The organism is Shewanella litorisediminis (assembly GCF_016834455.1).
Classification (GTDB): Bacteria; Pseudomonadota; Gammaproteobacteria; order Enterobacterales; family Shewanellaceae; genus Shewanella; species Shewanella litorisediminis.
Window position 1 is genome coordinate 2,708,585 of record NZ_CP069213.1, and the last position, 23,162, is coordinate 2,731,746.

Sequence of the window (23,162 nt, forward strand, 5' to 3'; positions counted from 1 at the left end):
CCAGTAGCTGAATACAAGCGCCCTTGGAGGAGTATAACCCCGCCCAAGGGGAATGCCATCCTGCTCAGAGACTCAGGTGCTTGTTCACCGCCGCCGCCAGCTCATCGGGGTTGAACTTGGCGATGAAGTCATTTGCGCCCACTTTCTGCACCATGGCCTGATTAAACACGCCGCTCAGCGATGTGTGCAGAATCACCTTGATGTCCTTGAGCTTGGGGTCATCGCGAATTTCCGCCGTAAGTGTGTATCCGTCCATTTCCGGCATCTCGATATCTGAGATGATAAGCGGGATCTCATGCGCTACGTTGGTCATTTCCGCCGAAATGGCTTTCAGTTTTTCCAGAGCTTCGCGGCCATCTTTTGCCGTATCAATCTGCAGTTCAAGGGAGGTGAGCGCACGAATGATTTGCTTGCGTGCCACTGCAGAGTCATCAATCACCATGATGTGGAAGTGCTGCCCACGGTCGAGGGTAAGCTGTGCATCGGTATCTTCGCTGATAGCCGTGCGGACCGGGCTGATTTCATCAAGGATTTTTTCAACGTCCAGGATTTCAACCAGCTCGCCATCAATCTCGGTTACCGCAGTGAGGTAAGAGTAGCGGCCTGCCCCCTGAGGCGGCGGCATAATGGCTTCCCAGTTCATGTTGATGATGCGCTCAACCGAGTTCACCAAAAAGCCCTGCACGCTGCGGTTATATTCGGAGATAATGATAAAGCAGTTCTGGATGTTCTCTATCGGTTTGCCACCGGTGGCCGCACTGAGGTCAATAACAGAAATGGTGGTGCCACGTATATGGGCTACACCGCGTACATATGGATTGAGCTTGGGTAATCCGGTCAAAGGTGGGCACTGCAATACTTCTTTTACTTTAAAGACGTTAATACCGAAGCGCTGACGGCCGTTCAGTTTGAACAGCAGCAGCTCCAATCGGTTTTGCCCCACCAGCTGGGTGCGCTTGTTGACTGACTCAAGAATGCTCGACATAAGTTCGCCTTAGTGGTCTTGATGGAATGGCGCCCCGATTAACTCGGAGCATAGGCATGTAACTTGCTTTTGTTATTGTCACCGACAACCCGTGCCCCAACTTCGTCAAACTTCTGACGGCACGTCTCAGTGCTTGAACGAGGTATTTTGGTGCTGAATGAAAGTATAGGTGTAATCTGGCGCGACACGCTAGTCTGTTCATTATGAAAGTAAAGTTAGCACAAGTTTTGGTGATGCTGCTGTTGGTTTCCGGAGTATCAATTGCAGAAGAACCACAGATTCCCAGTATATCGGCCATCGCTTCGGCGGCTGAAGCCGTGGTTATTGAAAAAATTGACGCCCCGGCCAACGCCAGAATCAGCGTAGAGGCTCAAAGCCTGGAGAGCCGTGGCAACATCCCCCGCTGTGAAGGGCCTGTCTCAGCGAGACTTGCCACCGACAGGCCTATTTCCCGCAACAATACGGTGCGCATCAGCTGTATCAGCCCGGATCTGGACTATCCTTGGCAAATGTTCCTTTCAGTGCGCGCCGATGTGCTTTTCCCGGTGGTAGTCGCCAAACGCCCCCTGGGCAACGGCGATTTACTGGACTCTGAGAGTATTGAAGTTCGATACGTTGACAGAACGCTGTTGCGAGGCCAACAGTTTGTTCAACCAGAGCCACTTTACGGCTCCCGGGTGAAGCGGCGCATTCCCCAGGATGCCCCCATTTTTGCCGACAACCTCTGTTTCGTGTGCAAGGGCGATGCGGTGGCCATTTACGCCAAGTCAGCCGGTTTTGAGATAAAAACCCAGGGTGAGGCCTTGGCGGATGGTAACGAAGGCGATAGGATTAGAATTAGAAATATCAATTCAAACAGAACATTAGAGGCAACTGTCATCGGCGTTGGCGAAGTGGAAGTCAAAATGTAAAATAAGCTAAAGCTTTCCTGGCTGCGGCCGATACAGATCCCAAGAAACCCAAATCCGTGATACTGGAGCCCGAGATGGCCATCGAATTACCCAAAAACAATGCCGCGTCCAACCGCGTTGGCAACACCAGCAGCCCGCTGACCAGTGCCCGCACTGCCCAGGCATCAGCAGCACAAACGGCACAGCCACAGGCACCACAAAAGGCCGACTCGGTGATGATCACCAGCCAGGCTCAGCAGCTGCAAAGCGTACAGTCAAAGCTGTCTTCTCTGCCGGAAGTTGACCAAAAGAAAGTGGCCGAAATCAAGCAAGCCATTGCTGAAGGCCGTTATAAAATTGACCCAGAAAAGCTCGCGGCCAATATCGCCAGCTTTGAAGCAGAACTACAGGAATTAGGCCGAGACGCCTGATATCCAGCACGGATTGGGGAAAATCCAAGGCCGGCCATTTGATTATGGCCGGCTTTTTGCATTCTTTTATTACTAACCCAGATGTCAATAAAACCGGGATGCAACACCATGGATCACGTCAACGAACTCAATCAGCTGCTCGATGCACAACAAAGTCTGCTGGAGCAGCTTCTGGCCTCGATGGCGGCTGAACGTGCAGCCTTGATAGCCCAAAATGCGTCAGAGCTGATGAACATTGCAGAGCACAAATCCTCTGCCCTGCTGCGACTGAAGCAAAATGATGATGCCATGGCGGCTCACCCAGGTCACAGCCTGCTGACAAGCGATACAGCCCTCTCGGCCAAGGTACAGTCGGTACAAAATACCCTGATGCGCTGCAAGCATGAAAACCAAGCCAACGCACAGCTCATTGAGCACAGTCAGGCGAGCATTAACCGACTGGCGCAGGCGCTGCAGGTAAGCCGTAACGCAAGCTCCCTTACCTACACAGACAAGGGTAAAACATCGACCATCTCAACGCTGGGCAGCAGTATCGAAGTCTGAGGATGCCAATGGCAATCTCCTCGGTCAGCCGGCGACAGAGGTCATCGACGACCAACAAGAAAGCCCCTTGATGAGGGGCTTTTTCACAGCACAACGTAAAGAGTCATATCCTGACGGCGCCATCTGCACCATTAGAAATAGGTAACTTCCTTCACTTTGGATGGGCGATTCTGCTGCTGGTAGATATCCCACACGCGCGCAAAATCCAGTTCAAGCTCAGTGACATAATGCTCGCCAGCGGGATAGGCCTTAACCACTTTAGCTCCCCTGATCACACCTGATACCGACGCTTTAATACTGTCGCTGCCCATGGCCCAATCATTCACGCTGGCACCGGCACTGATTTTTTGACCATATACCTGCTCTGCCAATTCTCGATAAGCCGCAAGCTTGGACGCCTGCATCGCCATCAGCACTTTCTCGGCCTGGGTTTTGGCAGGCTGTGTTGCCAAAGGCGCGTAGCCAATGGCTGTCAGCTTGGGAAAACTGGCAGGGGCTTCAGTTTCCCATTGAACATAACGGTCATCACTGCTGGCGCAACCGGCTAAAAATACCATGGCCACACAGGCATAAATCCACTTTTTCATCTGTCTTCTCCAAGCAGAGTGACCCTATCAAGCCCAGGTGCTTCATGGCGATACAAGAGCCCGTCTTTGGAGACCACCTGCTGGGAGTACCCAAGGTAATCTCTGAGATCCCCCGGACGACTGAACGATTGGGAAGCCGCCACCACGCGATTATTGGCTATGTCGACCAGACGGCTGTTCACTGTCATGCCATCGCGCCCCAGGCTGTATGTGGCCACAAGCACATGCTGGGTCTGGGCAGTGTCACGCAGCTTTTGCCAATCCCGGCTCAGCAATAAGTCCCCTTTATCAGTAACTCTCAGGGTTTGGCTAATGGCCGTATCCACCACGTTGAAGTATCGGGCGTGAAGCGCGTCCATCATCCCTTGCTGGAGCTGACGGGCAAAACTGCCGCTGTGGGTCATGTCATCGACGTTTACCGGTGTCGTTACCACTATGGGGTCGCTGGAAGTGAGCACATCGTTGGTCAGCAGCAACTCATTGACTATCTGCTGTGCCAGAACATTGACTTGCTCCCGCTGAGGATAGCCTTCTTCAGCATAGGATACGCTCTGGGGCGTTTTCGGCTGCCCTTGTGCAGGTAACAACACAAAAGAGAGTGCCAGAGCGGTGAGCATTCGCACCTTCATAGAGTCAACTCCATGATTTAATATAAGTTAATAAGAAAACCGGAAAGGAGTTTTCTAATCCATTACACAGCTATCGGCAACGCAAGCAATTACTTTACCCCAAAAGCCCACAATTCAGCTGGGTAGCCTGCCTGGGGCGGCACGCAACTTGCTTAAATCACTGCACGACTTACCCATCCGTTATTTATCTTGCGCCGCGGCAACCTTAAATGGCTTGCACGCCTTGTGCCAAAGACACCAACGGATGTAACCCTCAACCCTTTGAGATGTGGCAGGACAGGCATATGGGATTGATAAAATCCGCTCTCGTATTCGGTGCGCTCCTTGTGAGCATTCAGGCCCAGGCCGACTGGGTGACGGCTGAGGGTGAGGCTGTCATCGTCAACGGCAACATTACCAAGGCCCGCGCAGAAGCCATAGAGCAGGCCGTCAGTTATGCCAGCCTGCAAGCCGGTGTCAGCGTAGAAACAACTCAACAGACGGTGGATGGGCACCTGACAGATTCAAGCACCCGCCTGATGCAACAACTGATGAGTGGACCGGTGCAACTTGTCAGCGAACAAATAGAAAACAACCGTTTGCGAGTGCAACTTAGGGTCGAGCTCATGGAGGCCCCACAAAGTCAGTGCCAAAGTACTCACCTGAAGGCGGCGATTCTATTACCCGAAGCCGCGGTAAGGGACCGCAGTCAACTCACGCACGGGCAGATAAATAGCCTGGGCGAAGCAGTCTCACAACAGCTCGCCCGAAGACTGGACAGTACCTCAGGTGCGGCCTTTGCCAACTTGCGCCCCGGCGCCAGACTTGATGTAGACCCAAGACAACTTGCCGCCCCCGGCTATCGTTTGCCGGGTTACCTTGCCATGGCAAGTGATAGCCAATACGTGCTGGTGCCCCAAATAACCGACGTTTCCACCGAGCCTTCCCAAAGCAGCTACTTTGGCCTCGTATCAAACGCCCCTGAACGCCAGTTTGCACTGACCATGACTCTCTTCCAGGGGATCAGCGGCGAAATTATCTGGCGTGAAAAGTTTGAAACCTCGGCCCCCTGGGAGTTCGAACGGACAGAGTCAGTGTCGCCAACCCATGACAGATTCTGGCGCTCAGCCTACGGCATGGCAGTGGATAAACTGCTGGTGCAGGCGGTGAAAGAACTCGACAAAGCACTGCTCTGCCGCCCTGTGCTGGGGCAAATTGTTGCCAGGCAGGGGCAAACCCTGATCCTGAATCTGGGACGTCGCCATGGTATCAAGGTGGGGGATGAACTCGCCGTGGTACTGGCAAAACATATTCCGGACAGACTGAACGATACCCGCACAACCGGCAACAACACCAAAACAAACATCAGCATAACCCAGGTCACCGAAGACAGCGCCCGCGCCGAACTTTCCGGCCTTGGCAGTGTGGACAACATTCAGATAAGCGATATTGCGATAAAAACCGGGCAGAACAAGAATTAACCAGTTAAATATCAAGACTTTTAATCAAAGACAAAATAGGTATAATCAGCGGGTCTCCCTATAGCTCAACAGGATAGAGCAGTCGCCTCCTAAGCGACCGATCGGGGTTCGAGTCCCTGTGGGGAGGCCATTCAGCTATCTTTTACCTTTAAAAACAACAGCTTGCACCACACTCCAATATCAAAAACCACCTATAGACCACCAGCAAACGATTAGATTTATTCTGGTGAAATGACAGGTGCTTTTTCGTGTACCTCATGCGGCACCATCAGTCGCTTCTTGTGTCAGTTCCATTGCGTCCGCTCGTATCCTCAAGTATTCCCGCCGCTGCTGCTTGGTAGCGTCTGAATCGTGGTTAATGCCACCATGCTTTGAAAGCCAATAGCGAGGACGTTTAAACCGAGCGCACTCCCACGCCTTCAATGCTTCCTCTGTCCTGCTTAGCTCTTCAATCACCACTCCCACGGCTCCGCACTCTTAACCCGCTGCTTGTACTCTTCCTCGGTCATCCAGCAACCACAAAGACAAGTCTCAGGGCTGCATGGCTCAAACTGCATCAGTACCAGGCAATCCTGCTGGCTTATCTTGTGGGTCAGATTCTCAGGGCTTTGCCTCTGGATCTTTTCAAGTCTGCGCTTAAGCATCGACATCACGGACGCCCTCTCGGAAGAACATATCCAGCTGTAAGTCGTTGGCGACTCTCTCGGCTGAATAGACTCCGGTTTTCCCTGCTCTGCCGACCTCATAGACGGTCATGCTGCCGTCTTGGTTTTCATAAATGCCCCGTCCATGCTCAGCCAATACACGCTTAGCCTCTGCCAAGAAACGATTACGCTCTGCCTCGTTGCACTTGCCGTAATTCATCACACGCCCCCCGCCTTACAAGAAAACTCTTTGACCAATCCTATGCGGCTATCCAGCTGTTCAAAAGTGAAGTGATTTGATGCCACTGGCATAACATTGGAAACCTGCGCTGGCATAACCCGCATGGCTTTGATGACTGCGCCAAGAACCGACCGGATAACGGCATCCTTCTGTAGTGCTGAACTGCTGCCGCTGACAATCTCAACCCCATTAAGCGCGATTGTATTGGGATACTTATCCAGCACGTCCCCTAGCTGCTCAAACGCCACCAGACCGTCCCTGATAGCCTCTAGCTGTGGCGCAATGTCTTTCACGAACTGATTGGCTGTCTCGCTTCTGGCTTTGGCTCTAGCCTTGGCAAGCGCTGCCCTTGTCTCTTCATCTGATGCAACTTGTTTATGCAGTGCGTCAATCAACTGAGACTTACGGGCTTGAAGCTCTGCCTGCTGGTCTAACAGTTTGATGTACTCATTGCTGGCTAACCCGCCCATGTTCAATCGCTCGGACAGGACGCTTAGCTGCTGGTCAACTTGTTGAATGCTGCTTACGTTCATTGGTTTTTACCCTCTAGGATGTTTTCAAGGTGTGCGATTCGATGCTCAAGCTCGTCACTCTCAACGATGGCTCTCTGCTTGGTGATTCCGTCCAGTAGTGCGCTGGCTATGTCTGCTGGAATACGCCCTTCCATCGCTGCTGAATTGATGTGTTCGGCTTTCTCTGTTGCTGTCATGCTTTCCAGTTGCTCAGCTGTCAGGATCTCCACAGGCTGATGACTGGCTTTAAGCGTTGGGATGCCACGGTTCAACACAAGCGCCGCTGCCTGCATGTCTCCTTCAATGGCTGCATTAATGACTGTCTTTAAGACTTCCGGACAAGCGCTCTTAATGAGTCGCGTTGTGTGATTGGTTGCGCCCTTTGGCTTTCCCTTTGGATTGCCGCTGACGCCCTTCTGAAATGGCATAAAACCTAGCCTTAACCTCATCTGATAACCTGATTAAATTATAGCTCAAAATACTGTATATCCATACAGTCAACATTGTTTCAGGGCTGATATTTTCAATAGATTGGAGTGGGATGTGAAATGTGGACTTAATGCCCTAAACCATATCTTCATAGAGTTTGCCCAAGATAAGGCATCACGGAACTTAGCTGATATGCAGACTAACCTTGCCTTAACCTTATCTCGTAGCAACTCTCGATATTTTTGAGGTGGTCTATTAGTTGTAATAGCTCAGACCTGATCTGACAGTTACCCGATTTTGGGGTGCCGTTGTCAGATTAGATTTGGGCTAAATTCTTTTCAGCCCAAACCCGTTTTCCATCAATTAATGTCGCCATCGGTGTGCGACCGCAGCACATTTTGCCCTGATGGGTGCGCTCATTGTTGTACAGCGCCAGCCATTCGTCCAAGTCTTTTTGCAGCTCCTCCAGTGTGCTATACAGCTTTTTGCGGAACGTGACCTGATAGAACTCATTCAGAATGGTCTTGTGGAAACGCTCGCAGATACCGTTTGTCTGTGGATGTCTGGCTTTGGTTTTCGTGTGGTCGATATCATTGATGGCCAGATACAGCTGATAATCGTGCTGCTCAACCTTACCGCAGTACTCGGTGCCCCGGTCAGTGAGAATACGCAGCATCGGCAGCGCCTGAGCTTCGAAAAACGGCAATACTCTGTCGTTCAACAGGTCGGCAGAGGTGATTGGGGTTTTGGTGGTGTAGAGCTTGGCAAAGGCGACCTTACTGTAGGTATCGACGAAGGTCTGCTGGTATATCCGCCCCACACCTTTGAGGTTGCCGACGTAAAAGGTGTCCTGTGAGCCCAGATAGCCAGGATGATGGGTTTCAATTTCACCGCAGGCCTCATCGTCCTGGGCTTTCTTTTCCAGGGCTGCCACCTGCGCTTCTGTCAGAATGATGCCATCGCGCTCCATCTTTGCTTCCAATGCGACCAGGCGCTTCTTGAGGTTTTCCAGCCCGTGCCTGAGCCAAATTGAACGTACGCCGCTGCCGGAAACAAAGACGCCCTGCTTGCGCAGTTCGTTGCTGGTTCGGGTTTGACCATAGGCGGGAAACTCAATGGCGTAATCAATGACAGCTTGCTCTATATGGTCATCAACACGATTTTTCAGATTGGGCGTGCGTCTGGAGCGGTTGATAAGCGCATCAATGCCGCCATCCTCAACCAGTTCACGATAGCGATAGAAGGTGTCACGGGACACGCCCATAACCTTGCAGGCTTTGGAAACGTTGCCGAGCTCCTCAGCGAGATTCAGCAAACCTGCTTTGTGTTTAATGATGGGGTTGTTAGTATGCAGCATGAGAGTTACCTCTTTTGTTTTGATTGAAGATTCGACACCTTTATCAAAACGGGTAACTCTCACCTTTTCAAGATGATGTGTCAGATCAAGTCGCGACTAATACATATTAGTGGTTTTATTACTGAATTAGGATGCTAAATGCATTAAAAACAGAAATATAAGACACATGTTCTCTCCCATGCTCGACTAAAACCTCATCCGTGGGCTTGGTAACTACAGAGCCTTGAGACTTTTCAGAATGAGGTTTTCGATTGGCCTTCAGCTAGCAGTCTGACAGCATTGTTACTCCATCGCTCTGCCCAGCCTTCTGAACTGAGAATCCCATCCTTTGCTACATCGTCCATCTCAGCACACACTAGCCAGCTTAGGTTAACGGGCTTATCTCTGTTGATTACGTTCCTTTCTTGGTAGCGCCCATCAAGAAACTCGATAACCTGATACGTATTGCTGAAGCCCATAAAGGCTTCATTGCCTAACAGTGATTGAATGATTGATGTGTTGGGCTTTCTTGGTATATCTACGTTGCTGACACATTCAGCCCACTGGCTCGCTGCATCATAAAAGTCAAAAACCTCATCATCTGGACTAATGTCCAAATCTTGCCCAATGAGCTTTCTTAAATAGCTTTTGTGAAAAACATCGGCATCATTTTCATAAAATGATGTTGTAGTTAAAGCTTTATTATTAAGAGCTGTGTTATCCCCTTTATTATTGGGTGACATCGGCGTCATCTCCTCCATGACATGGGCGTCACCCCTAGGCATGACATCTATGTCACCCCTTAATATTGCTAATGCGTTTTCAGTTGGGGTGAGCTTTCTGCTTGTGCCATGTATCGACTTTGCCGTATTCACATAAAGCCAGCCTCCACACTCAAGGTCTTTAATGTATCGCTGTATTTGTCGAACACTTTTCCCCAGCCTGTCGGCCAAGTGAGTATTGGAAGCATGGAAATCCCGCTTTGCGTGATGGAAAGAGATTGCTTTGCTTACAATCCATGCATGATTTAAATCCAATCCACTTTGGATAACTGCTATCTGTATCGACTCAGGGATCCATGTCCCTTTCTCGGATTTACTTTCAGCCATCGAAGCTTTACTCTTTTGTGATGGCTAGCGGCTTAGGTCGCCAAACTTGCACCGCTAGTCATTGTTTTAAGAAAGGGGTTTAAGCTACTGCTTAGGCTCCTTTTCTTTTCCTGGGTCATAAACCGGATCATTGGCAGCCAATTCACCAACACGATTCAGCAACCAAGCAACGCCCCGCCACTGGATAGCCTTCCTTAACGCCTTATCAAGCCTTATGGTTTGCTTTGCGTAATAATGTGACCTCTCATCTGCAATTTGTTCCTCCCTGCAATTGTGATAGCGCTCAATCTCATGTGCTGACATATACCACTTTGTTTCAGCTTCGGACTGGTCGCATTCCCAAGGAATAAATGACCTGCTCAGCTCGTTCATTACCCTGCTCTGCTGCTCCCCGTTGGTTAAGAAGGTGATTTGCGCCTCAGTTAAGCGTTCACCGTTAAGTAGTCGTGCCAACACCATAGACGCGCCATAGGTTCGCTTGCTCATTGTCTTGCCTCCATTGATGGATTCGCCGTCAAAAAGTGGCTGATAGGTGGTTTATTCAGAACACACAAAGCTAACCAACTTAAAATCAGGCAGTTAAAAGCCTAGTTTTCTCCCTACAAGGGATAAGCCTAAGAGGTTTTGGTTTGGGTTCTGCTGTCTAAGAAGTTGTTTAAGTCGGTCAATCTGTATCTCACCAGTCGACCAACCTTTACAAAGGGGAGGTTGTAGCGTCCACAGCTTCGCCAGACGGTCAGCGTTCCTTCTGTTACGCCCAAGTAAGCTGCTGCTTCAGAGTTATTGAGTAGGATTTGATTGTCTTGCATGTTATCACCAGTTAAGTGTGCTTAAGTCTGGTGAAACTATATTTGAGTAACAGTTCCCCGATAGAACGGAACGGGGAAACTATTTTTTATTCGGTGAGATATTTAAAAACGGTATTTTCGCAACGCCCGACCTCTTTGTAGATTTTCTTAGCTGCCCATTTCTTAGTTATCGCCTTCTCAGGATGCGTGACCTTTAGCTGTTCATATAAAGCCAACGCTTTCTGTTTTTTTTCCTCTTTTCGATCCACCTTAGCCTTTGTAGCCTCCCCCGTTCTACTGCCGCCAGCCGTTATGGCGTCCTCAGCCATAGACAGAGCCAAGTGGTATGAGCAACCATAAAACTTATCCAAGTAATCGCTTACGTCGCATCCGTTGCCAGCCTGATTTTCTATGAAAAATATCGTATCAATCAGAACTGCTGTCGCATGTAACTTCGTAGACCTGCGCTTTTGCGCCTCCATCAACAAAAATTCTTGTACTGAGCACTTTTTCCCATTCAATGAATATGGCTTTCTATGGTCGAACTCAATTTTAAACTCATCAAAAACCCTCTGAATGTCCAACCAAGCTGTCGGAAACAGGCTTTCAGAAAGAACATCATATTTCTCGGCAAACCAAGCCTGATACTGGCTAAATTTAAGTGACTCATCATGCGTAAAGCCCTCTATAACAGGAAAATCTGCCCAGCCTTGTTTCCCGTTGGTTCTTTTCGATTTGACTGTCTCCACCATGTTAAAGCCCTCCTAGCAGTTCTTTTCGTTGCTCTGGTGTCAGTGTCTTAAGCTGTTCTTTTAATAGCTCTACAGCGGATTGCGGCTCATTCCTGATATGCTCAAGACCTGCCCGAACCTGTGATAAGTCATGGTGTGCATAGGTGCGTTGGGTAATGGCAATAGACGAATGTCCAAGCGCCTTTTGAATAACGGCAAGCTCAATGCCTGCCCTCGCCATTCTAGTAGCCGTGGAGCGCCTTAAATCGTGAAAGGTAAGCCGTTGGGCTTTGTCGTCTGAATAAAGCCCTGCTCGCTTCGTTACGCGCCGCCAGAACGAACCCTGCCCTGTTTTCTCGACTACATGCCCAAGCTGGCTGCGCTTATTAGGGAAAACAAATTGCTCGCCGGTTTCAGCCGCTTGGCTGCGCCTGCGTAATATCTCCATTGCCGTAGGGATAAGCGGCACCACCAGCCCTTTCTTGGACTTGGCTTTGCTTGCCGGTATTGCCCAAATACCCTGCTGCGGGTCTATCTCATCCCATCGCATCGACAACACGCAGTTTTTTCGCTGACCGGTCATTAATGCAATCAGCACAATGTCTTTGTAAATCTCTGGCTCATCATCCAGCGCCGCCAACAGCCTAGCTTCTTCTTCCTGAGTTAGTACCCGCTCCCTTGGCTGCTCTGCAAACTTCTTGGCAACGGCAAAGTGATTGTCAGAAATCAGCCCCTCTTTTTTGGCGTAGTTAAAAACTGATTTGATTTGCGTCAGGCATTTGTTGCTGACGGCTGCGCTCTTTGACATTTTGAGGTCTGCAATAATCTTTCGCGCATCGTCATTAGTGAGATCACGAACATCTTTGCTTTTGAAGAGTGGCTGGGCGTGTAGCTTGAACAATGACTCGGCATCTTCCAGTGACTTAGGTCTGCGCTCGCCAGCCCTGATACGCACTTGGAAATCTGCTTTATAGACCTCAAACAAGTCAGCATAAGTGAAGCTGTTTAACCGGCGTTCCCTTTCCGCCTTCTTTTGCTCGTTAGGATTGATGCCTTGCCTCAGCAGTTCCAGCTTGTCTAGTGCCGCTTTTCGGGCTTGCTCTACTGTCATCGAGTTGAAGCTGCCAAGGCTTATCGTGACCTTCTTGCCTTCGTACTTCTTAACCAACTTGAAAAATAAACCACCTTTTGAGGTCGTCTGGAAGTGCAACTCTTTAACGTCAGAATCGCCGTACCACGCAGAAATCCCTTTATCAGCAAGAGCTTTTAGCTTTGTCTTAGTGAACTTAAACCGTTCCATATAAACCACCCATAAACCACCTATAGACCACCTGAGAGGTAAAAATCAGGCTATTTTGGTCAAGATTTGTTAAGGTTAGCTTACCACTGAAATCATGATAAAGTCTTGCTTTATATGGATTTATTAAGATTGATTGAGGTTGGTACATGAGGAAGGCTTATCCCCTGTGGGGAGACCAGTCACTTCTGCTTGTGAATGCTTGCACAAGTTCCAAGCTTTTATCTCAGTTCCTCTTTTTCCTCCAATTTCGTGTTCCTGTTGCCGCTACGGTATCGGTATTGATTGGCTGTGCCGCCTGTGTGCCGCTTTCACCGTGGCTATATCCTTCATCATGGCAACTTCCGGCATACGACGCCATTAATCACCAAAGGTTGCCGTGCATGGATTCACCAATGTCGCGATCCCATGGATGCGAAGGAGTGACCTTTCCCACATCCCCTTAGGTGGCAGGCTGCGAGTACACCTTTGTAAGCTCGGGGCAGCATCCATGCTGTCGACGGTCGCTTCAGTGGATATGCCTGGGTTTGGATGTAATACTGAACCTTCCAGCCAACGGGCCGTCGGAGGCAGCATGACTCCCCCCACAGGTTTGGGTCAAAGGCGGCAAAGGGTATGCAATCGCCTTAAACCTTGAATATCGAAATCAACTGCTCCATCTGCCTTGAGTCTTCTGCAATCCGGTCGCTGGTGTGGCCAACGGTTTCACTCTTAGACTGATTATCAACCGATATTTCATTGATTCGGTTTATGTTCTGGTTCAATTCCGCAATGACGGCACTCTGTTCATCCGTCGCAGTCGCGATTTGCAGATTCATATCATTTATCTGGCCGATGGCATGCTTGATGAGGCCAAGGGCATCCATCACCTGAGCCGTTTCATCGACTGTGTTATCCGATTGCTGTCGTGCTCTGGCGACAGAGGCGTTTACCTGGTCAACGGCGCCGCGAATGGCTTCAATGATGGTATTGATCTCTCGGGTGGATTGCTGGGTTCGGCTTGCCAGTGTCCGGACTTCATCCGCTACCACGGCAAATCCCCGTCCCGCCTCACCTGCTCGGGCGGCTTCAATGGCGGCATTGAGAGCCAGTAAATTCGTTTGCTCGGCGATGCCCACTATCACATCGAGGATTTGTCCGATTTCACCTGAGCTGACTTTGAGCGCTTTGGCAATATCAGAGGTCTCTTCAAGCTCGCTGGAGAGCTGACGTATGTTGCCCATGGCATGGGTTACCACCAGATTGGTACTGTCTGCTTGGTTATCGGCATCTTTAGCGGATTGCGCCGCAAGCTGCGCATTCGCCGCCACTTCGCTGGCCGTGGCTGACATTTGATTGATAGCAGCTGCCACACTCTGGGTTTCCTGCTGCATGCTGTTTGTTGCACGTGCCGCTTCGTGGGCAACATTCGAAAGCGAGGCTGACAAGTGACGGCTGTGATCGACCGAATCGCGCACCGAGCTGACCAATGACTGGATACGACCAACGAAGGCGTTAAAGTACACCGAGACCTGTGACAACTCATCACGGCCACGCTCCTCCAGTCTCAGGGTCAGATTGGCCTCACCTTCGGCGATGTTTTTAAAAGCAATGAGGGTTTGCTGCAGAGGCTCTGTCACACTGCGGCTTATCATCAGCAGCAGTGCCAATACGGGACCCCATACCAATAGAAACACCAGCAAATATTGCCAGGTAAAATCCTTTTTCTGGGCGGCGATGTCATCCACATAGATACCTGTCCCCACAATCCAGCCCCACTCGTTAAAGCGCTTTACCACACTCATTTTGGGACTGGGTGCATCCGCGTCGGGTTTATTCCACATGTAATTGACCATAGCGGCATCACTGTTTTGAGTCAGGCGGATCATTTCGGCAAAGAGCTTCACCCCATTGGGATCCGCCATCCCCAGCACACTGGTATCCACCAGTTTTTTGGCAAAGGGATGCTGAATCATCATCCCTTGCCGGTCGATGGTGAAATAGTATTCCTTTCCTGAGTATCGGAGGTTATCGAGGGCGGCCAACGCCTTTACCTTGGCATCGGCTTCGCCAAGCTGCCCGGACTGGGCCTTATCGTGGAAGTCCTTGATGATGCTGATGGCAATATCCGTCAATGCGTTCAGCCGCGCTTCTTTTTCCTGTACCAACACCGTATCCATGTTGCGCAGGGCAAACACAAACATCAGCAGGGTCGCGACCAATGACAATAGCAGCATCACCCAAATTCGGCGTGAAATATTGTAATTTCTCAGATAGTTGCCAAGCATAAGCACCTCGATATTCGACAGCGTTGCCGGATGTATTGAGGGGGTATCGAACTGTGTCCGGGCGACATGCTCTCTTCACAGGAAGCTGTCCCCTAAACTTACGGCAAATTGCAGGTAATGCCTTGGGCTACCTGCACATCGCCAATACCGGATACAGCGCCACAACCATGTAGCCTCCCCCTTTTATTTCAAACCATAGTATGTGCTCAAAGCGCTACTAAAAACTGCACTTTAGTCGGTGGTAAGCCCAGTTAAATAATGGAATTCAAAGAAAAGTATTAGCGAAAATACTCCTGTACCGCCAGTGCTGCCACAAAACGATAGCTATCAAAGAAAAAGAAATTTGTGATAGTGAGCCAATATCGGACAGTAAATCAGGCAGCTCCCAGCCTTGAACCTGTTCCTCACCATGGTATTCACCACAACACCCTCAGGTTTGCGCCAAAACCGAGTATCTCTTTCGCAAGGTCCACTTCAGCAATATCCCTTCATCCAAAATGGGCCCGTCAACTTTCTGACCCCAAAGCTGGAACGTCTCTTGCAGACGTCCCTTGCAAATCAAGACAGGTCAATCAGATGACGACTCCTCATATCTGATACGAAACAGTAAGGTACCTCAATGACTGAAAAGATGCCTGGTAGACCTGCAAACCCATACCAATCAACCCTTGTAATGTATCATCTATATATATACATTTATCAATGAGTTATTCATTCCCCAAGGAAGCCCTATGCTCGAGCTAATCGGACGACAAACCGAACTTTTTGAAGCCGATCTCAATGTATTGTCAGGGCAACTGTCTGCCAGAGTATCGGAAGCGTCCTTTCTCGTTTTGGGGGGGGCCGGTTCGATTGGACAAGCTGTCGTCAAAGAAATATTCAAACGCCAGCCGAAAAAGCTTCATGTGATTGATATATCTGAGAATAACCTTACAGAACTCGTTAGAGACCTACGCAGTTCCTATGGTTATATTCAGGGTGACTTCCAGACGTTTGCCCTGGATATAGGTTCTCTGGAATACGATGCATTCATCAGACATGACGGCAAATACGATTATGTCCTTAATTTATCGGCACTGAAGCACGTTCGCAGTGAGAAGGATCACTTCACCCTGATGCGGATGATAGATGTAAACGTGTTTAACACCGACAAAACCATCAAGCAATCAATAGCATCGGGTGTAAAAAAGTACTTTTGTGTATCCACTGACAAAGCAGCAAATCCGGTAAATATGATGGGCGCATCCAAGCGCATCATGGAGATGTTTTTGATGCGCCACAGTGAGCAAATCACTATTTCCACTGCACGCTTTGCTAATGTGGCATTCTCAGACGGCTCGCTGTTGCATAGCTTCAATCAGAGACTACAGAAGCAGCAGCCCCTGGTGGCTCCCAATGACATCAAGCGTTATTTTGTGACCCCAAAAGAAGCGGGCTTACTCTGCCTCATGTCATGCATCTTAGGAGAGAATCGCGATATCTTTTTCCCGAAGTTAAATGAAGCGCTGCATCTCATGTCGTTCGCAGATATTGCGGTTAAATACCTTTCAGCAAGGGGGTTTGAGCCGTTTGAATGTCAAAGCGAAGACGAGGCAAGGCAGTTGGCGGCAACCTTGCCAGCACAGGGGAAATGGCCATGCTTTTTCACTGCCAGCGACACAACCGGTGAAAAAGATTTTGAAGAATTCTTTATGGCGCATGAAACTTTGGATATGACACGCTTCCAGGACTTGGGGATCATCAAAAACGATGCGGTTTACCAGCCCGAATTACTGGACGAATTTGAAAAACAGATCGAGCGAATGAAATCTGCCGGGCAATGGAGCAAGGCTGAACTGGTCGAAGTGTTCAACAGGATGATACCTGACTTTGGACACAAGGAAACCGGTAAGTACCTTGACAGTAAGATGTGAGACCAACGACATGAAGCCTGAAACGCTCGTTGAGTTTGTACGAGACATATACCAAAGCAATGAGCAAATCCCTTTGCATGTGCCGCGTTTCGGCGGCAATGAAAAGTCGTATGTACTCAACTGCATAGACAGCACTTTTGTGTCGAGTGTCGGCCAATATGTCAACAGGTTTGAACGCCAGATAGCGGACTTTACCGGTTGTGCCGGCGCCGTCGCAACCGTCAATGGTACTGCTGCTCTGCATACCGCTCTTCACCTCGCAGGGGTTGAGCGTAACGACTTGGTGATCACTCAGGCCCTGACATTTGTCGCAACGGCAAATGCGTTGTTTCATATGGGCGCGCAGCCGATATTTGTCGATATCTCACCACTGAGCTTGGGGCTGTGCCCAAGAGCGGTAGATTGTTATCTGCAGGAAAACGCGACACTGACAGAGCTTGGCCCCGTTCATAAGCAAACCGGGCAAAGGATTAAGGCTGTGGTGCCAATGCACACATTTGGTCATCCGGTGGAACTTGACGAACTGGTCAGTGTTTGCACCAAATGGCAACTCACCCTGGTCGAGGATGCAGCAGAAAGTCTTGGGTCCTATTACAAGGGGCACCATACCGGAACCATAGGGGAATTCGGTGCCATCAGCTTTAATGGTAATAAAATCATCACCACAGGAGGGGGCGGTATGCTGCTTTGCAGCGATGAGCAAAGCGCATTGCATGCAAAACATGTGACCACCACAGCCAAAGTACCCCACCCCTATGAGTTTTATCATGATGAGCCGGGATTTAATTACCGAATGCCTAATATCAATGCTGCATTAGGTTGTGCTCAAATGGAGGTGCTACCTGAGTTTCTTCGTCAAAAACGCTTGCTCGCAGAACAATATAAAGCGTTTTTTGCAGATACTGAATTCTGCTTTGTTAACGAGCCGCCTTATGCTAAGTCCAATTACTGGCTTAACGCCATCATCTGTCCAGACAGTGCCTCACGTGATGAATTATTGGAGTTCACCAACGCAGCGGGTGTCATGACTCGGCCGATCTGGAAATTGATGCATCGTTTACCTATGTTTGAACAAGCTCATCGAGGTAATTTAAAGATCTCCGAGTGGCTCGAAGGACAGCTTATAAATTTACCTAGTAGCCCCATTATACAGGAGTAATCATGTTAGTTTGCATTTTAGGCTCAGGAACGATGGGAAGCGGAATTGCTTCACTGTTTTGTATTTGTCCAGAAGTATCACGAGTGATTATCTGGGGTAGAAGTCAGGCTGCACTTGATAACAGTTACATAAGAATTAAGAAAGAGCTTAGTCGGTATGCTAAAGGGAACGCTATTTCTGCAGAAGCATTAGAGTCAATGTGCGGCAAAATTTCTTTTAAAACTGACCTTTCCGAATTAACCAACAGCGATTTGTATATTGAGGCTATCTCTGAAGACTTAGATATAAAGATTGACTTGATTTCAAGACTTAAGGTTTATATACCTGATAAAGCGATAGTAGCTACTAACACGTCTTCGTTGTCAGTCACAGCATTAGCTATGCAAGTGAATGTACCTTCTAATTTTATTGGCATTCACTTTTTCAATCCAACTTCCGTTATGAAGCTTGTCGAAGTCATAAAAGGGCTTGTAACCTCAGACGAAACCTTACGCAAGGCAATAAGCTTGGTTGAAATGCTTGATAAAAAACCGATTGTCGTTAAAGAGTCAGCAGGTTTTATAGTTAATAGAATGCTTATCCCTATGATCAATGAAGCTATAGCAATCTTAGCGGAAGGGGTGGCGTCTAAACAAGATATCGACAATGCTATGAAATATGGAGCAAACCATCCTATAGGCCCTTTAGCTTTGTCTGACTTAATTGGTAACGACGTTTGCCTTTCGATAATGGAGTCTTTATTTAAAGAGACTGGCGATCCAAAATACAGAGCTCACCCCCTACTTCGTCAATATGTGCGTGCTGGATACTTGGGTAGAAAAACTAAGGTAGGTTTTTATGAATACCAATGACGAAATTGAGCTGATAAATATAGTCAGCAAAGAACAACTTTTACAGCACTATAACGGGATAGCGGAACTCTTTGCTGAATCATTTAATAAAGAGCTAGATAAAGAATTATGGCAATGGGCATATATTAACAACCCATTTGGAGAACCCTTAGTTTCAATTGCTTTGCATCGAGGGGAAGTGGTTGGTCATTATGCTGTTATACCGATGAATCTGGAGAATAGCACAGATAAAATTTATGGTTTTTTATCAATGACAACTATGGTTGCAGTTGACTTTAGAATGCATAAATTGTTTCAAATTTTAGCTAATATGGTATATGCCAGAATAAAAAATTTAGGCGTTCCTGCTATTGTATTCGGTTTTCCAAATGACAACTCAGCACCTGGTTTTACAAAGCGGCTTGGCTGGACCATATCTGAAGATTATAAAGTAGTAAGCGTAAAACCCTATCAAATAAACGAGGTAGCGTCTATACTTGAGGGATTACTACAAAGCAACCCATATACATTGAGTCTTGAAGACTCCTCAATAAAAGACTGGCGAACTAACAAGCCAAAGCAAACGTGGCTGTATAATAATTCTTTAGGTTTAAAGTCAATTGGTAATGAGTTTGATTTAATGCACATAACCGATGGCAAGGCTCTTGCTAAATCACAGTTTCAAGCTGCTGTAAACATGATCTTACCAGTAAACGATAAATTGAATATTGATGATATAAAGATTTCATTCCCTTACAGATTTGGCTACCGCTTATTTAATACAGAAAAAGAGCCTAACTTATTTGTTCAAATGTCTATGTCGGATATTTTCTAATGAAAGTTTTAGCTATTACATCTATCCGGTCTGAATATGATTTGATGACTCCTTTATTTTCTAAATTGGAAGATGATGAAGATATTCAACTTAAATTATTGGTAAGTGGAGCTCACAATTCAGTATCATTTGGCTATACTTGTAATGATATAAAGAAGGATGGTTTTGACATCCTATTAGAGATCGAAAGCCTTATCGATGCAGATTCAAAATCAGCACGTTTGAAAAGCGCTGCGATTCTTCTGATCTCGGCCGTTGATATTGTTAAATCATACAACCCTGACCTAATCATTTACGCTGGCGACAGGGAAGATGTAATGATAGGGGCGCTTCTTGGGGGGTATCTTGGTACTCCCACCATACACTTTTATGGTGGGGATCATGCGGCAGATGGACATATTGACAATCCAATACGCCATGCTGTATCAAAATTGTCAACTTGCCACTTTGTCTCAACTGATGAGCATAAAAAGCGACTTTTAAATTTGAAAGAGCCGGAGTGGCGCATTTTCAATGTCGGTAGCATTGCTTTAGATAAATTCAGATTGATACCGAAGAATAAAGACATCGCTAGGAACGTAGCTCATAAACATATTTCTAAACCAATAGCATTGGTTATATACCATCCTATTCATGAAGAAATTGCTAAGGCCCCAAGCATTGTTAGAGTTATTCTTAGTTCTTTGGTTAAATTTGGGTATCACTGCTTTGTAGGGTTACCTAACACAGACCCCGGAAATATCCAGATTAGAAACACAATTAACAAGTTTTCAGCAGAAAGTGACGATGTAACCGTCTACGGAAACCTCTGTAGAGAAGACTTTGTTAGTTTGTTTAAATCATCATCGATTATTGTGGGAAATTCATCGGCTGGCTTACTTGAAGCTGCAAGTATTCCTATCCCGTGCATCAACGTAGGAATGAGGCAGCGTGGTCGCTCATGTGGTAAAAACGTAATCTTTGTTGACGCCCAGCAGAACGACATTGAGAGTGCTCTAGTTGCCGTTTCCTCAGACAGGTTCCAAAGTCAAATGAAGACAGTCGTAAATCCCTATGGAGACGGTTATTCGGCGGAAAAAGCATTCTCTTTAATAAAGTCTATTGATTTTAAGTCTTTACTTGATAAAAAAGAGGATCCTCTCTGTGAATAGTTCTAAAGTTGTTTTAGTAGTTGCACCTCACGCTGACGATGAAACACTGGGTTGCGGCGGAACCTTACTTAGATATGCAGAGTTGGGTGCTGAAATTCACTGGCTTCTGGTTACAGAAATGTCTACTCGTTACGGCTATAAAGAGCCTCAGGTTTTAAAACGTAATGAAGAAATAGAAAGAGTAGCTAAAGCATATCGTTTTTCTCAAGTGCACAAGCTCGGTTTACAACCTGCAGCCTTGGATACCATCTCTAAAAGTGAGCTTGTTGGCGCAATTTCTAAAGTTATTAATCGGGTAAAGCCCGATGATGTTTTCACCGTGTTTAGAAATGATGCACACAGCGATCATGAAATAGTATATGACGCAGTGATATCTGCGACAAAGTCATTCAGATGCCCGTTTATAAAACGCGTTTTTGCGTATGAAACAATTTCAGAAACGGATTTTTGCATGAAGCCGGGAGATGGTGGATTTAAGCCAAACGTTTTTGTGAATATTAGTGGGTTTCTTGAAAAAAAATTGAATATTCTAGATTTATTTGAATCTGAGGTCGGTGAATTCCCGTTTCCAAGAAGTCGCGTTGCGCTAGAGGCTTTAGCCAGGTTACGGGGAGTGCAATGCAATAGTGATGCTGCAGAGGCTTTCGTACTTTTAAAGGAAATAGTATGAGAACGTTAATTATTGCGGAGGCCGGCGTAAATCATAATGGTGATGAAGCGCTAGCATTCAGGTTAGTTGATGCAGCATTTGAAGCTGGTGCGGATATAGTAAAGTTTCAAACCTTTAAAGCAAAAAACTTGGTCACTGAGCAAGCCACTCAAGCCGAGTACCAGATAGCCAACACCCAGAAGCAGGAATCCCAGTTGGCGATGCTGAGTAGGCTCGAGTTGTCTTATGCGACCCATCATCAGTTGGTCAAACATTGTCAGTCACTGGGGATAGAGTTTCTGTCGACCGCTTTTGATTCAGAAAGCTTAGCTTTTCTGGTCAACGACCTGGGTTTAAAGCGCCTCAAAATACCGTCCGGCGAACTGACCAACGCACCGCTTGTGTTGGAGCACGCCCGCACTGGCTGCGATATTATCGTCTCCACCGGCATGGCAACACTGGCGGAAGTTGAACTGGCGCTGGGGGTCATCGCCTTTGGTTATACCGCTGCACACAGCGAGTCGCCATCGGTGGAAGCCTTTGAGCGTGCATATGCCTCTAAAGCAGGGCAAAAAGCCCTGCAAGAAAAGGTCACTGTCTTACACTGCACCACCGAATACCCGGCACCTTTGGCAGAGATCAATCTTAAAGCTATTGATACGCTGGCTTCTGCATTTAATTTGTCTACCGGCTACTCAGATCACAGTGAAGGGATCACCGTCGCGATTGCAGCTGTGGCTCGAGGCGCGGTACTGATAGAAAAGCACTTCACCCTCGATAAAACCATGCCGGGTCCCGATCACAAGGCATCCCTCGAGCCAGAAGAACTTGTCGCCATGGTTAGCGCGATCCGCCAGGTTGAGCTTGCCCTTGGCTCCGGGGTGAAATCCCCCACTGCTTCGGAAATAAAAAACAAAGCCGTGGCGCGTAAAAGCTTGGTTGCAACCCAAAACATCCAAGCTGGTGAGTCTTTCACCGGTGAGAATATTTCGATAAAACGCCCGGGAAATGGCATATCCCCCTATCGCTATTGGGAACTGCTCGAACGTACCGCAAGCAGGGATTATCACGCTGGAGATCTGATCATTGAGTAGACAGAAGCCACTTATCCTGATTGGAGGTGGAGGTCATGCCTGTGTGCTGGCCGATATTCTGCTGGGTCAGGGCAGAGAGATTCTCGCAGTCATCTGTCCGAATGAGATTTCGGCCAGAGGGATATTTGCAGGCATTCCCCATCTGACCAGGGATGAAGATATCCTGCAATTCGCAGCCGATAGCGTACTGCTGGTCAATGGTATTGGCATGCTTCCGCATTCGACTCTTCGAAGGCGCATTAACCTAAAATTTCTTGAGAAGGGCTACTGTTTTGAAACCGTGATAGCCAGCGATGCAAAAGTATCTTCCTTTGCAGAAGTTAAATCTGGCGCTCAGATACTAAATGGGGCCAGAGTCCATACTGGCGCTGTGATTGCCGAACATACCATAATTAATACATGTGCATTGATTGAGCATGACTGTCATATTGGTGCCTACACACATGTAGCACCCAAGGCGACTGTTTGTGGTGAAGTTCGCATGGCAGAAGATGTTTATATCGGCGCCAACGCAACCTTGATACAAGGATTGATGCTAGGGCCAAAGAGCATAGTAGGTGCTGGTGCGATTTTGACTCAGTCGCTGAACGAGGGTGAGATATGCTTTCCCGCCCGCTCACTCATTAAAGAAAAAATATAGTATCCAAGGATA

The 23,162-nt window shown here is 47.9% G+C and carries 25 protein-coding genes and 1 tRNA gene; 13 read left to right on the plus strand and 13 right to left on the minus strand.

Annotation, left to right across the window (positions count from 1 at the left end):
• Window positions 1-64: 64 nt before the first annotated feature.
• Window positions 65-985, minus strand: coding sequence for a chemotaxis protein CheV (locus JQC75_RS11925; protein ID WP_203324302.1), 921 nt, complete (start codon window positions 983-985; stop codon window positions 65-67).
• A gap of 203 nt (window positions 986-1,188) precedes the next feature.
• Here JQC75_RS11925 and flgA point away from each other — a divergent pair, with 203 nt between their 5' ends.
• The 3 genes from flgA (at window position 1,189) to JQC75_RS11940 (ending at window position 2,849) form a co-directional block, all read left to right on the plus strand.
• On the plus strand, window positions 1,189-1,896 hold the full coding sequence (gene flgA, locus JQC75_RS11930; protein WP_203324303.1) for a flagellar basal body P-ring formation chaperone FlgA: 708 nt from the start codon (window positions 1,189-1,191) through the stop codon (window positions 1,894-1,896).
• A gap of 74 nt (window positions 1,897-1,970) precedes the next feature.
• The gene (gene flgM, locus JQC75_RS11935; protein WP_203324304.1) at window positions 1,971-2,306 is read left to right on the plus strand and encodes a flagellar biosynthesis anti-sigma factor FlgM; all 336 of its coding nucleotides are present in this window, start codon (window positions 1,971-1,973) and stop codon (window positions 2,304-2,306) included.
• A 108-nt stretch (window positions 2,307-2,414) separates the two neighbouring features.
• Window positions 2,415-2,849 carry a flagella synthesis protein FlgN gene (locus JQC75_RS11940; protein ID WP_203324305.1) on the plus strand — a complete coding sequence of 145 codons (435 nt, stop codon included), beginning with the start codon at window positions 2,415-2,417 and terminating at the stop codon, window positions 2,847-2,849.
• A gap of 131 nt (window positions 2,850-2,980) precedes the next feature.
• Here the strand turns inward: JQC75_RS11940 and JQC75_RS11945 are convergent, their stop codons facing one another.
• Together JQC75_RS11945 and JQC75_RS11950 are read right to left on the minus strand one after the other, a co-directional pair.
• Window positions 2,981-3,436 (minus strand): LPP20 family lipoprotein, encoded by a 456-nt coding sequence (locus tag JQC75_RS11945; RefSeq protein WP_203324306.1) that lies wholly within the window; start codon window positions 3,434-3,436, stop codon window positions 2,981-2,983.
• On the minus strand, window positions 3,433-4,065 hold the full coding sequence (locus JQC75_RS11950; RefSeq protein ID WP_203324307.1) for a FlgO family outer membrane protein: 633 nt from the start codon (window positions 4,063-4,065) through the stop codon (window positions 3,433-3,435). The genes JQC75_RS11945 and JQC75_RS11950 overlap by 4 nt, the downstream gene beginning before the upstream one ends.
• 284 nt (window positions 4,066-4,349) lie before the next feature.
• On the opposite strand from JQC75_RS11950, the gene JQC75_RS11955 reads away from it, so the two are divergent.
• Window positions 4,350-5,525 (plus strand): flagellar assembly protein FlgT, encoded by a 1,176-nt coding sequence (locus tag JQC75_RS11955; RefSeq protein ID WP_203324308.1) that lies wholly within the window; start codon window positions 4,350-4,352, stop codon window positions 5,523-5,525.
• A gap of 54 nt (window positions 5,526-5,579) precedes the next feature.
• Window positions 5,580-5,655, plus strand: a tRNA-Arg gene (locus tag JQC75_RS11960).
• A 506-nt stretch (window positions 5,656-6,161) separates the two neighbouring features.
• On the opposite strand, the gene JQC75_RS11965 is transcribed toward JQC75_RS11960, so the two are convergent.
• From JQC75_RS11965 to JQC75_RS12010, 10 genes are all read right to left on the minus strand, one after another.
• On the minus strand, window positions 6,162-6,389 hold the full coding sequence (locus JQC75_RS11965; protein WP_203324309.1) for a hypothetical protein: 228 nt from the start codon (window positions 6,387-6,389) through the stop codon (window positions 6,162-6,164).
• Window positions 6,389-6,943 carry a hypothetical protein gene (locus JQC75_RS11970; RefSeq protein WP_203324310.1) on the minus strand — a complete coding sequence of 185 codons (555 nt, stop codon included), beginning with the start codon at window positions 6,941-6,943 and terminating at the stop codon, window positions 6,389-6,391. Before JQC75_RS11970 ends, JQC75_RS11965 begins: the two co-directional genes overlap by 1 nt.
• Window positions 6,940-7,350, minus strand: a complete 411-nt coding sequence (locus tag JQC75_RS11975; RefSeq protein WP_203324311.1) for a DUF5681 domain-containing protein — start codon at window positions 7,348-7,350, stop codon at window positions 6,940-6,942. The genes JQC75_RS11970 and JQC75_RS11975 overlap by 4 nt, the downstream gene beginning before the upstream one ends.
• Window positions 7,351-7,667: 317 nt before the next feature.
• Window positions 7,668-8,708 (minus strand): IS481 family transposase, encoded by a 1,041-nt coding sequence (locus tag JQC75_RS11980; protein ID WP_203324101.1) that lies wholly within the window; start codon window positions 8,706-8,708, stop codon window positions 7,668-7,670.
• Between the two features lie 233 nt (window positions 8,709-8,941).
• Window positions 8,942-9,796 (minus strand): helix-turn-helix domain-containing protein, encoded by an 855-nt coding sequence (locus JQC75_RS11985; protein WP_203324312.1) that lies wholly within the window; start codon window positions 9,794-9,796, stop codon window positions 8,942-8,944.
• Between the two features lie 84 nt (window positions 9,797-9,880).
• Complete coding sequence (locus tag JQC75_RS11990; protein ID WP_203324313.1) at window positions 9,881-10,282, minus strand: hypothetical protein; 402 nt, start codon at window positions 10,280-10,282, stop codon at window positions 9,881-9,883.
• Window positions 10,283-10,410: 128 nt separating this feature from the next.
• On the minus strand, window positions 10,411-10,605 hold the full coding sequence (locus tag JQC75_RS11995) for a helix-turn-helix domain-containing protein (protein ID WP_203324314.1): 195 nt from the start codon (window positions 10,603-10,605) through the stop codon (window positions 10,411-10,413).
• A gap of 86 nt (window positions 10,606-10,691) precedes the next feature.
• The gene (locus JQC75_RS12000) at window positions 10,692-11,336 is read right to left on the minus strand and encodes a hypothetical protein (RefSeq protein ID WP_203324315.1); all 645 of its coding nucleotides are present in this window, start codon (window positions 11,334-11,336) and stop codon (window positions 10,692-10,694) included.
• Window position 11,337: 1 nt separating this feature from the next.
• Complete coding sequence (locus JQC75_RS12005) at window positions 11,338-12,615, minus strand: tyrosine-type recombinase/integrase (RefSeq protein ID WP_203324316.1); 1,278 nt, start codon at window positions 12,613-12,615, stop codon at window positions 11,338-11,340.
• Window positions 12,616-13,238: 623 nt separating this feature from the next.
• Window positions 13,239-14,879, minus strand: a complete 1,641-nt coding sequence (locus JQC75_RS12010) for a methyl-accepting chemotaxis protein (protein ID WP_203324317.1) — start codon at window positions 14,877-14,879, stop codon at window positions 13,239-13,241.
• 731 nt (window positions 14,880-15,610) lie between these two features.
• Here JQC75_RS12010 and JQC75_RS12015 point away from each other — a divergent pair.
• The 8 genes from JQC75_RS12015 to JQC75_RS12050 are packed head-to-tail and all read left to right on the plus strand — an operon-like array spanning window position 15,611 to window position 23,150.
• Window positions 15,611-16,792 (plus strand): UDP-N-acetylglucosamine 4,6-dehydratase, encoded by a 1,182-nt coding sequence (locus JQC75_RS12015; RefSeq protein ID WP_203324318.1) that lies wholly within the window; start codon window positions 15,611-15,613, stop codon window positions 16,790-16,792.
• 10 nt (window positions 16,793-16,802) lie between these two features.
• Entirely contained in the window at window positions 16,803-17,951 is a 1,149-nt protein-coding gene (locus JQC75_RS12020; RefSeq protein ID WP_203324319.1) for a LegC family aminotransferase, read from the plus strand.
• A gap of 2 nt (window positions 17,952-17,953) precedes the next feature.
• Window positions 17,954-18,802, plus strand: coding sequence for a 3-hydroxyacyl-CoA dehydrogenase family protein (locus tag JQC75_RS12025; protein ID WP_203324320.1), 849 nt, complete (start codon window positions 17,954-17,956; stop codon window positions 18,800-18,802).
• Complete coding sequence (locus JQC75_RS12030; protein ID WP_203324321.1) at window positions 18,789-19,616, plus strand: GNAT family N-acetyltransferase; 828 nt, start codon at window positions 18,789-18,791, stop codon at window positions 19,614-19,616. The genes JQC75_RS12025 and JQC75_RS12030 overlap by 14 nt, the downstream gene beginning before the upstream one ends.
• Entirely contained in the window at window positions 19,616-20,767 is a 1,152-nt protein-coding gene (gene neuC, locus JQC75_RS12035; protein WP_203324322.1) for a UDP-N-acetylglucosamine 2-epimerase, read from the plus strand. Before JQC75_RS12030 ends, neuC begins: the two co-directional genes overlap by 1 nt.
• Window positions 20,760-21,437 carry a PIG-L deacetylase family protein gene (locus tag JQC75_RS12040; protein WP_203324323.1) on the plus strand — a complete coding sequence of 226 codons (678 nt, stop codon included), beginning with the start codon at window positions 20,760-20,762 and terminating at the stop codon, window positions 21,435-21,437. The genes neuC and JQC75_RS12040 overlap by 8 nt, the downstream gene beginning before the upstream one ends.
• A complete protein-coding gene (neuB, locus tag JQC75_RS12045; protein WP_203324324.1) occupies window positions 21,434-22,510 on the plus strand; it encodes an N-acetylneuraminate synthase in 1,077 nt (358 codons plus the stop codon). The genes JQC75_RS12040 and neuB overlap by 4 nt, the downstream gene beginning before the upstream one ends.
• Window positions 22,503-23,150: an acetyltransferase gene (locus tag JQC75_RS12050; RefSeq protein ID WP_203324325.1), complete on the plus strand. Its 648-nt coding sequence runs from the start codon at window positions 22,503-22,505 to the stop codon at window positions 23,148-23,150. The genes neuB and JQC75_RS12050 overlap by 8 nt, the downstream gene beginning before the upstream one ends.
• The last annotated feature ends 12 nt before the right edge of the window (window positions 23,151-23,162 follow it).

Excerpts from the sequence above, each read along its gene's own strand:
- JQC75_RS11925 (WP_203324302.1), bottom strand. The coding sequence starts at position 985 with ATGTCGAGCATTCTTGAGTCAGTCAACAAGCGCACCCAGCTGGTGGGG.
- flgA (WP_203324303.1), top strand. The coding sequence starts at position 1,189 with ATGAAAGTAAAGTTAGCACAAGTTTTGGTGATGCTGCTGTTGGTTTCC.
- flgM (WP_203324304.1), top strand. The coding sequence starts at position 1,971 with ATGGCCATCGAATTACCCAAAAACAATGCCGCGTCCAACCGCGTTGGC.
- JQC75_RS11940 (WP_203324305.1), top strand. The coding sequence starts at position 2,415 with ATGGATCACGTCAACGAACTCAATCAGCTGCTCGATGCACAACAAAGT.
- JQC75_RS11945 (WP_203324306.1), bottom strand. The coding sequence starts at position 3,436 with ATGAAAAAGTGGATTTATGCCTGTGTGGCCATGGTATTTTTAGCCGGT.
- JQC75_RS11950 (WP_203324307.1), bottom strand. The coding sequence starts at position 4,065 with ATGAAGGTGCGAATGCTCACCGCTCTGGCACTCTCTTTTGTGTTGTTA.
- JQC75_RS11955 (WP_203324308.1), top strand. The coding sequence starts at position 4,350 with ATGGGATTGATAAAATCCGCTCTCGTATTCGGTGCGCTCCTTGTGAGC.
- JQC75_RS11965 (WP_203324309.1), bottom strand. The coding sequence starts at position 6,389 with ATGAATTACGGCAAGTGCAACGAGGCAGAGCGTAATCGTTTCTTGGCA.
- JQC75_RS11970 (WP_203324310.1), bottom strand. The coding sequence starts at position 6,943 with ATGAACGTAAGCAGCATTCAACAAGTTGACCAGCAGCTAAGCGTCCTG.
- JQC75_RS11975 (WP_203324311.1), bottom strand. The coding sequence starts at position 7,350 with ATGCCATTTCAGAAGGGCGTCAGCGGCAATCCAAAGGGAAAGCCAAAG.
- JQC75_RS11980 (WP_203324101.1), bottom strand. The coding sequence starts at position 8,708 with ATGCTGCATACTAACAACCCCATCATTAAACACAAAGCAGGTTTGCTG.
- JQC75_RS11985 (WP_203324312.1), bottom strand. The coding sequence starts at position 9,796 with ATGGCTGAAAGTAAATCCGAGAAAGGGACATGGATCCCTGAGTCGATA.
- JQC75_RS11990 (WP_203324313.1), bottom strand. The coding sequence starts at position 10,282 with ATGAGCAAGCGAACCTATGGCGCGTCTATGGTGTTGGCACGACTACTT.
- JQC75_RS11995 (WP_203324314.1), bottom strand. The coding sequence starts at position 10,605 with ATGCAAGACAATCAAATCCTACTCAATAACTCTGAAGCAGCAGCTTAC.
- JQC75_RS12000 (WP_203324315.1), bottom strand. The coding sequence starts at position 11,336 with ATGGTGGAGACAGTCAAATCGAAAAGAACCAACGGGAAACAAGGCTGG.
- JQC75_RS12005 (WP_203324316.1), bottom strand. The coding sequence starts at position 12,615 with ATGGAACGGTTTAAGTTCACTAAGACAAAGCTAAAAGCTCTTGCTGAT.
- JQC75_RS12010 (WP_203324317.1), bottom strand. The coding sequence starts at position 14,879 with ATGCTTGGCAACTATCTGAGAAATTACAATATTTCACGCCGAATTTGG.
- JQC75_RS12015 (WP_203324318.1), top strand. The coding sequence starts at position 15,611 with ATGCTCGAGCTAATCGGACGACAAACCGAACTTTTTGAAGCCGATCTC.
- JQC75_RS12020 (WP_203324319.1), top strand. The coding sequence starts at position 16,803 with ATGAAGCCTGAAACGCTCGTTGAGTTTGTACGAGACATATACCAAAGC.
- JQC75_RS12025 (WP_203324320.1), top strand. The coding sequence starts at position 17,954 with ATGTTAGTTTGCATTTTAGGCTCAGGAACGATGGGAAGCGGAATTGCT.
- JQC75_RS12030 (WP_203324321.1), top strand. The coding sequence starts at position 18,789 with ATGAATACCAATGACGAAATTGAGCTGATAAATATAGTCAGCAAAGAA.
- neuC (WP_203324322.1), top strand. The coding sequence starts at position 19,616 with ATGAAAGTTTTAGCTATTACATCTATCCGGTCTGAATATGATTTGATG.
- neuB (WP_203324324.1), top strand. The coding sequence starts at position 21,434 with ATGAGAACGTTAATTATTGCGGAGGCCGGCGTAAATCATAATGGTGAT.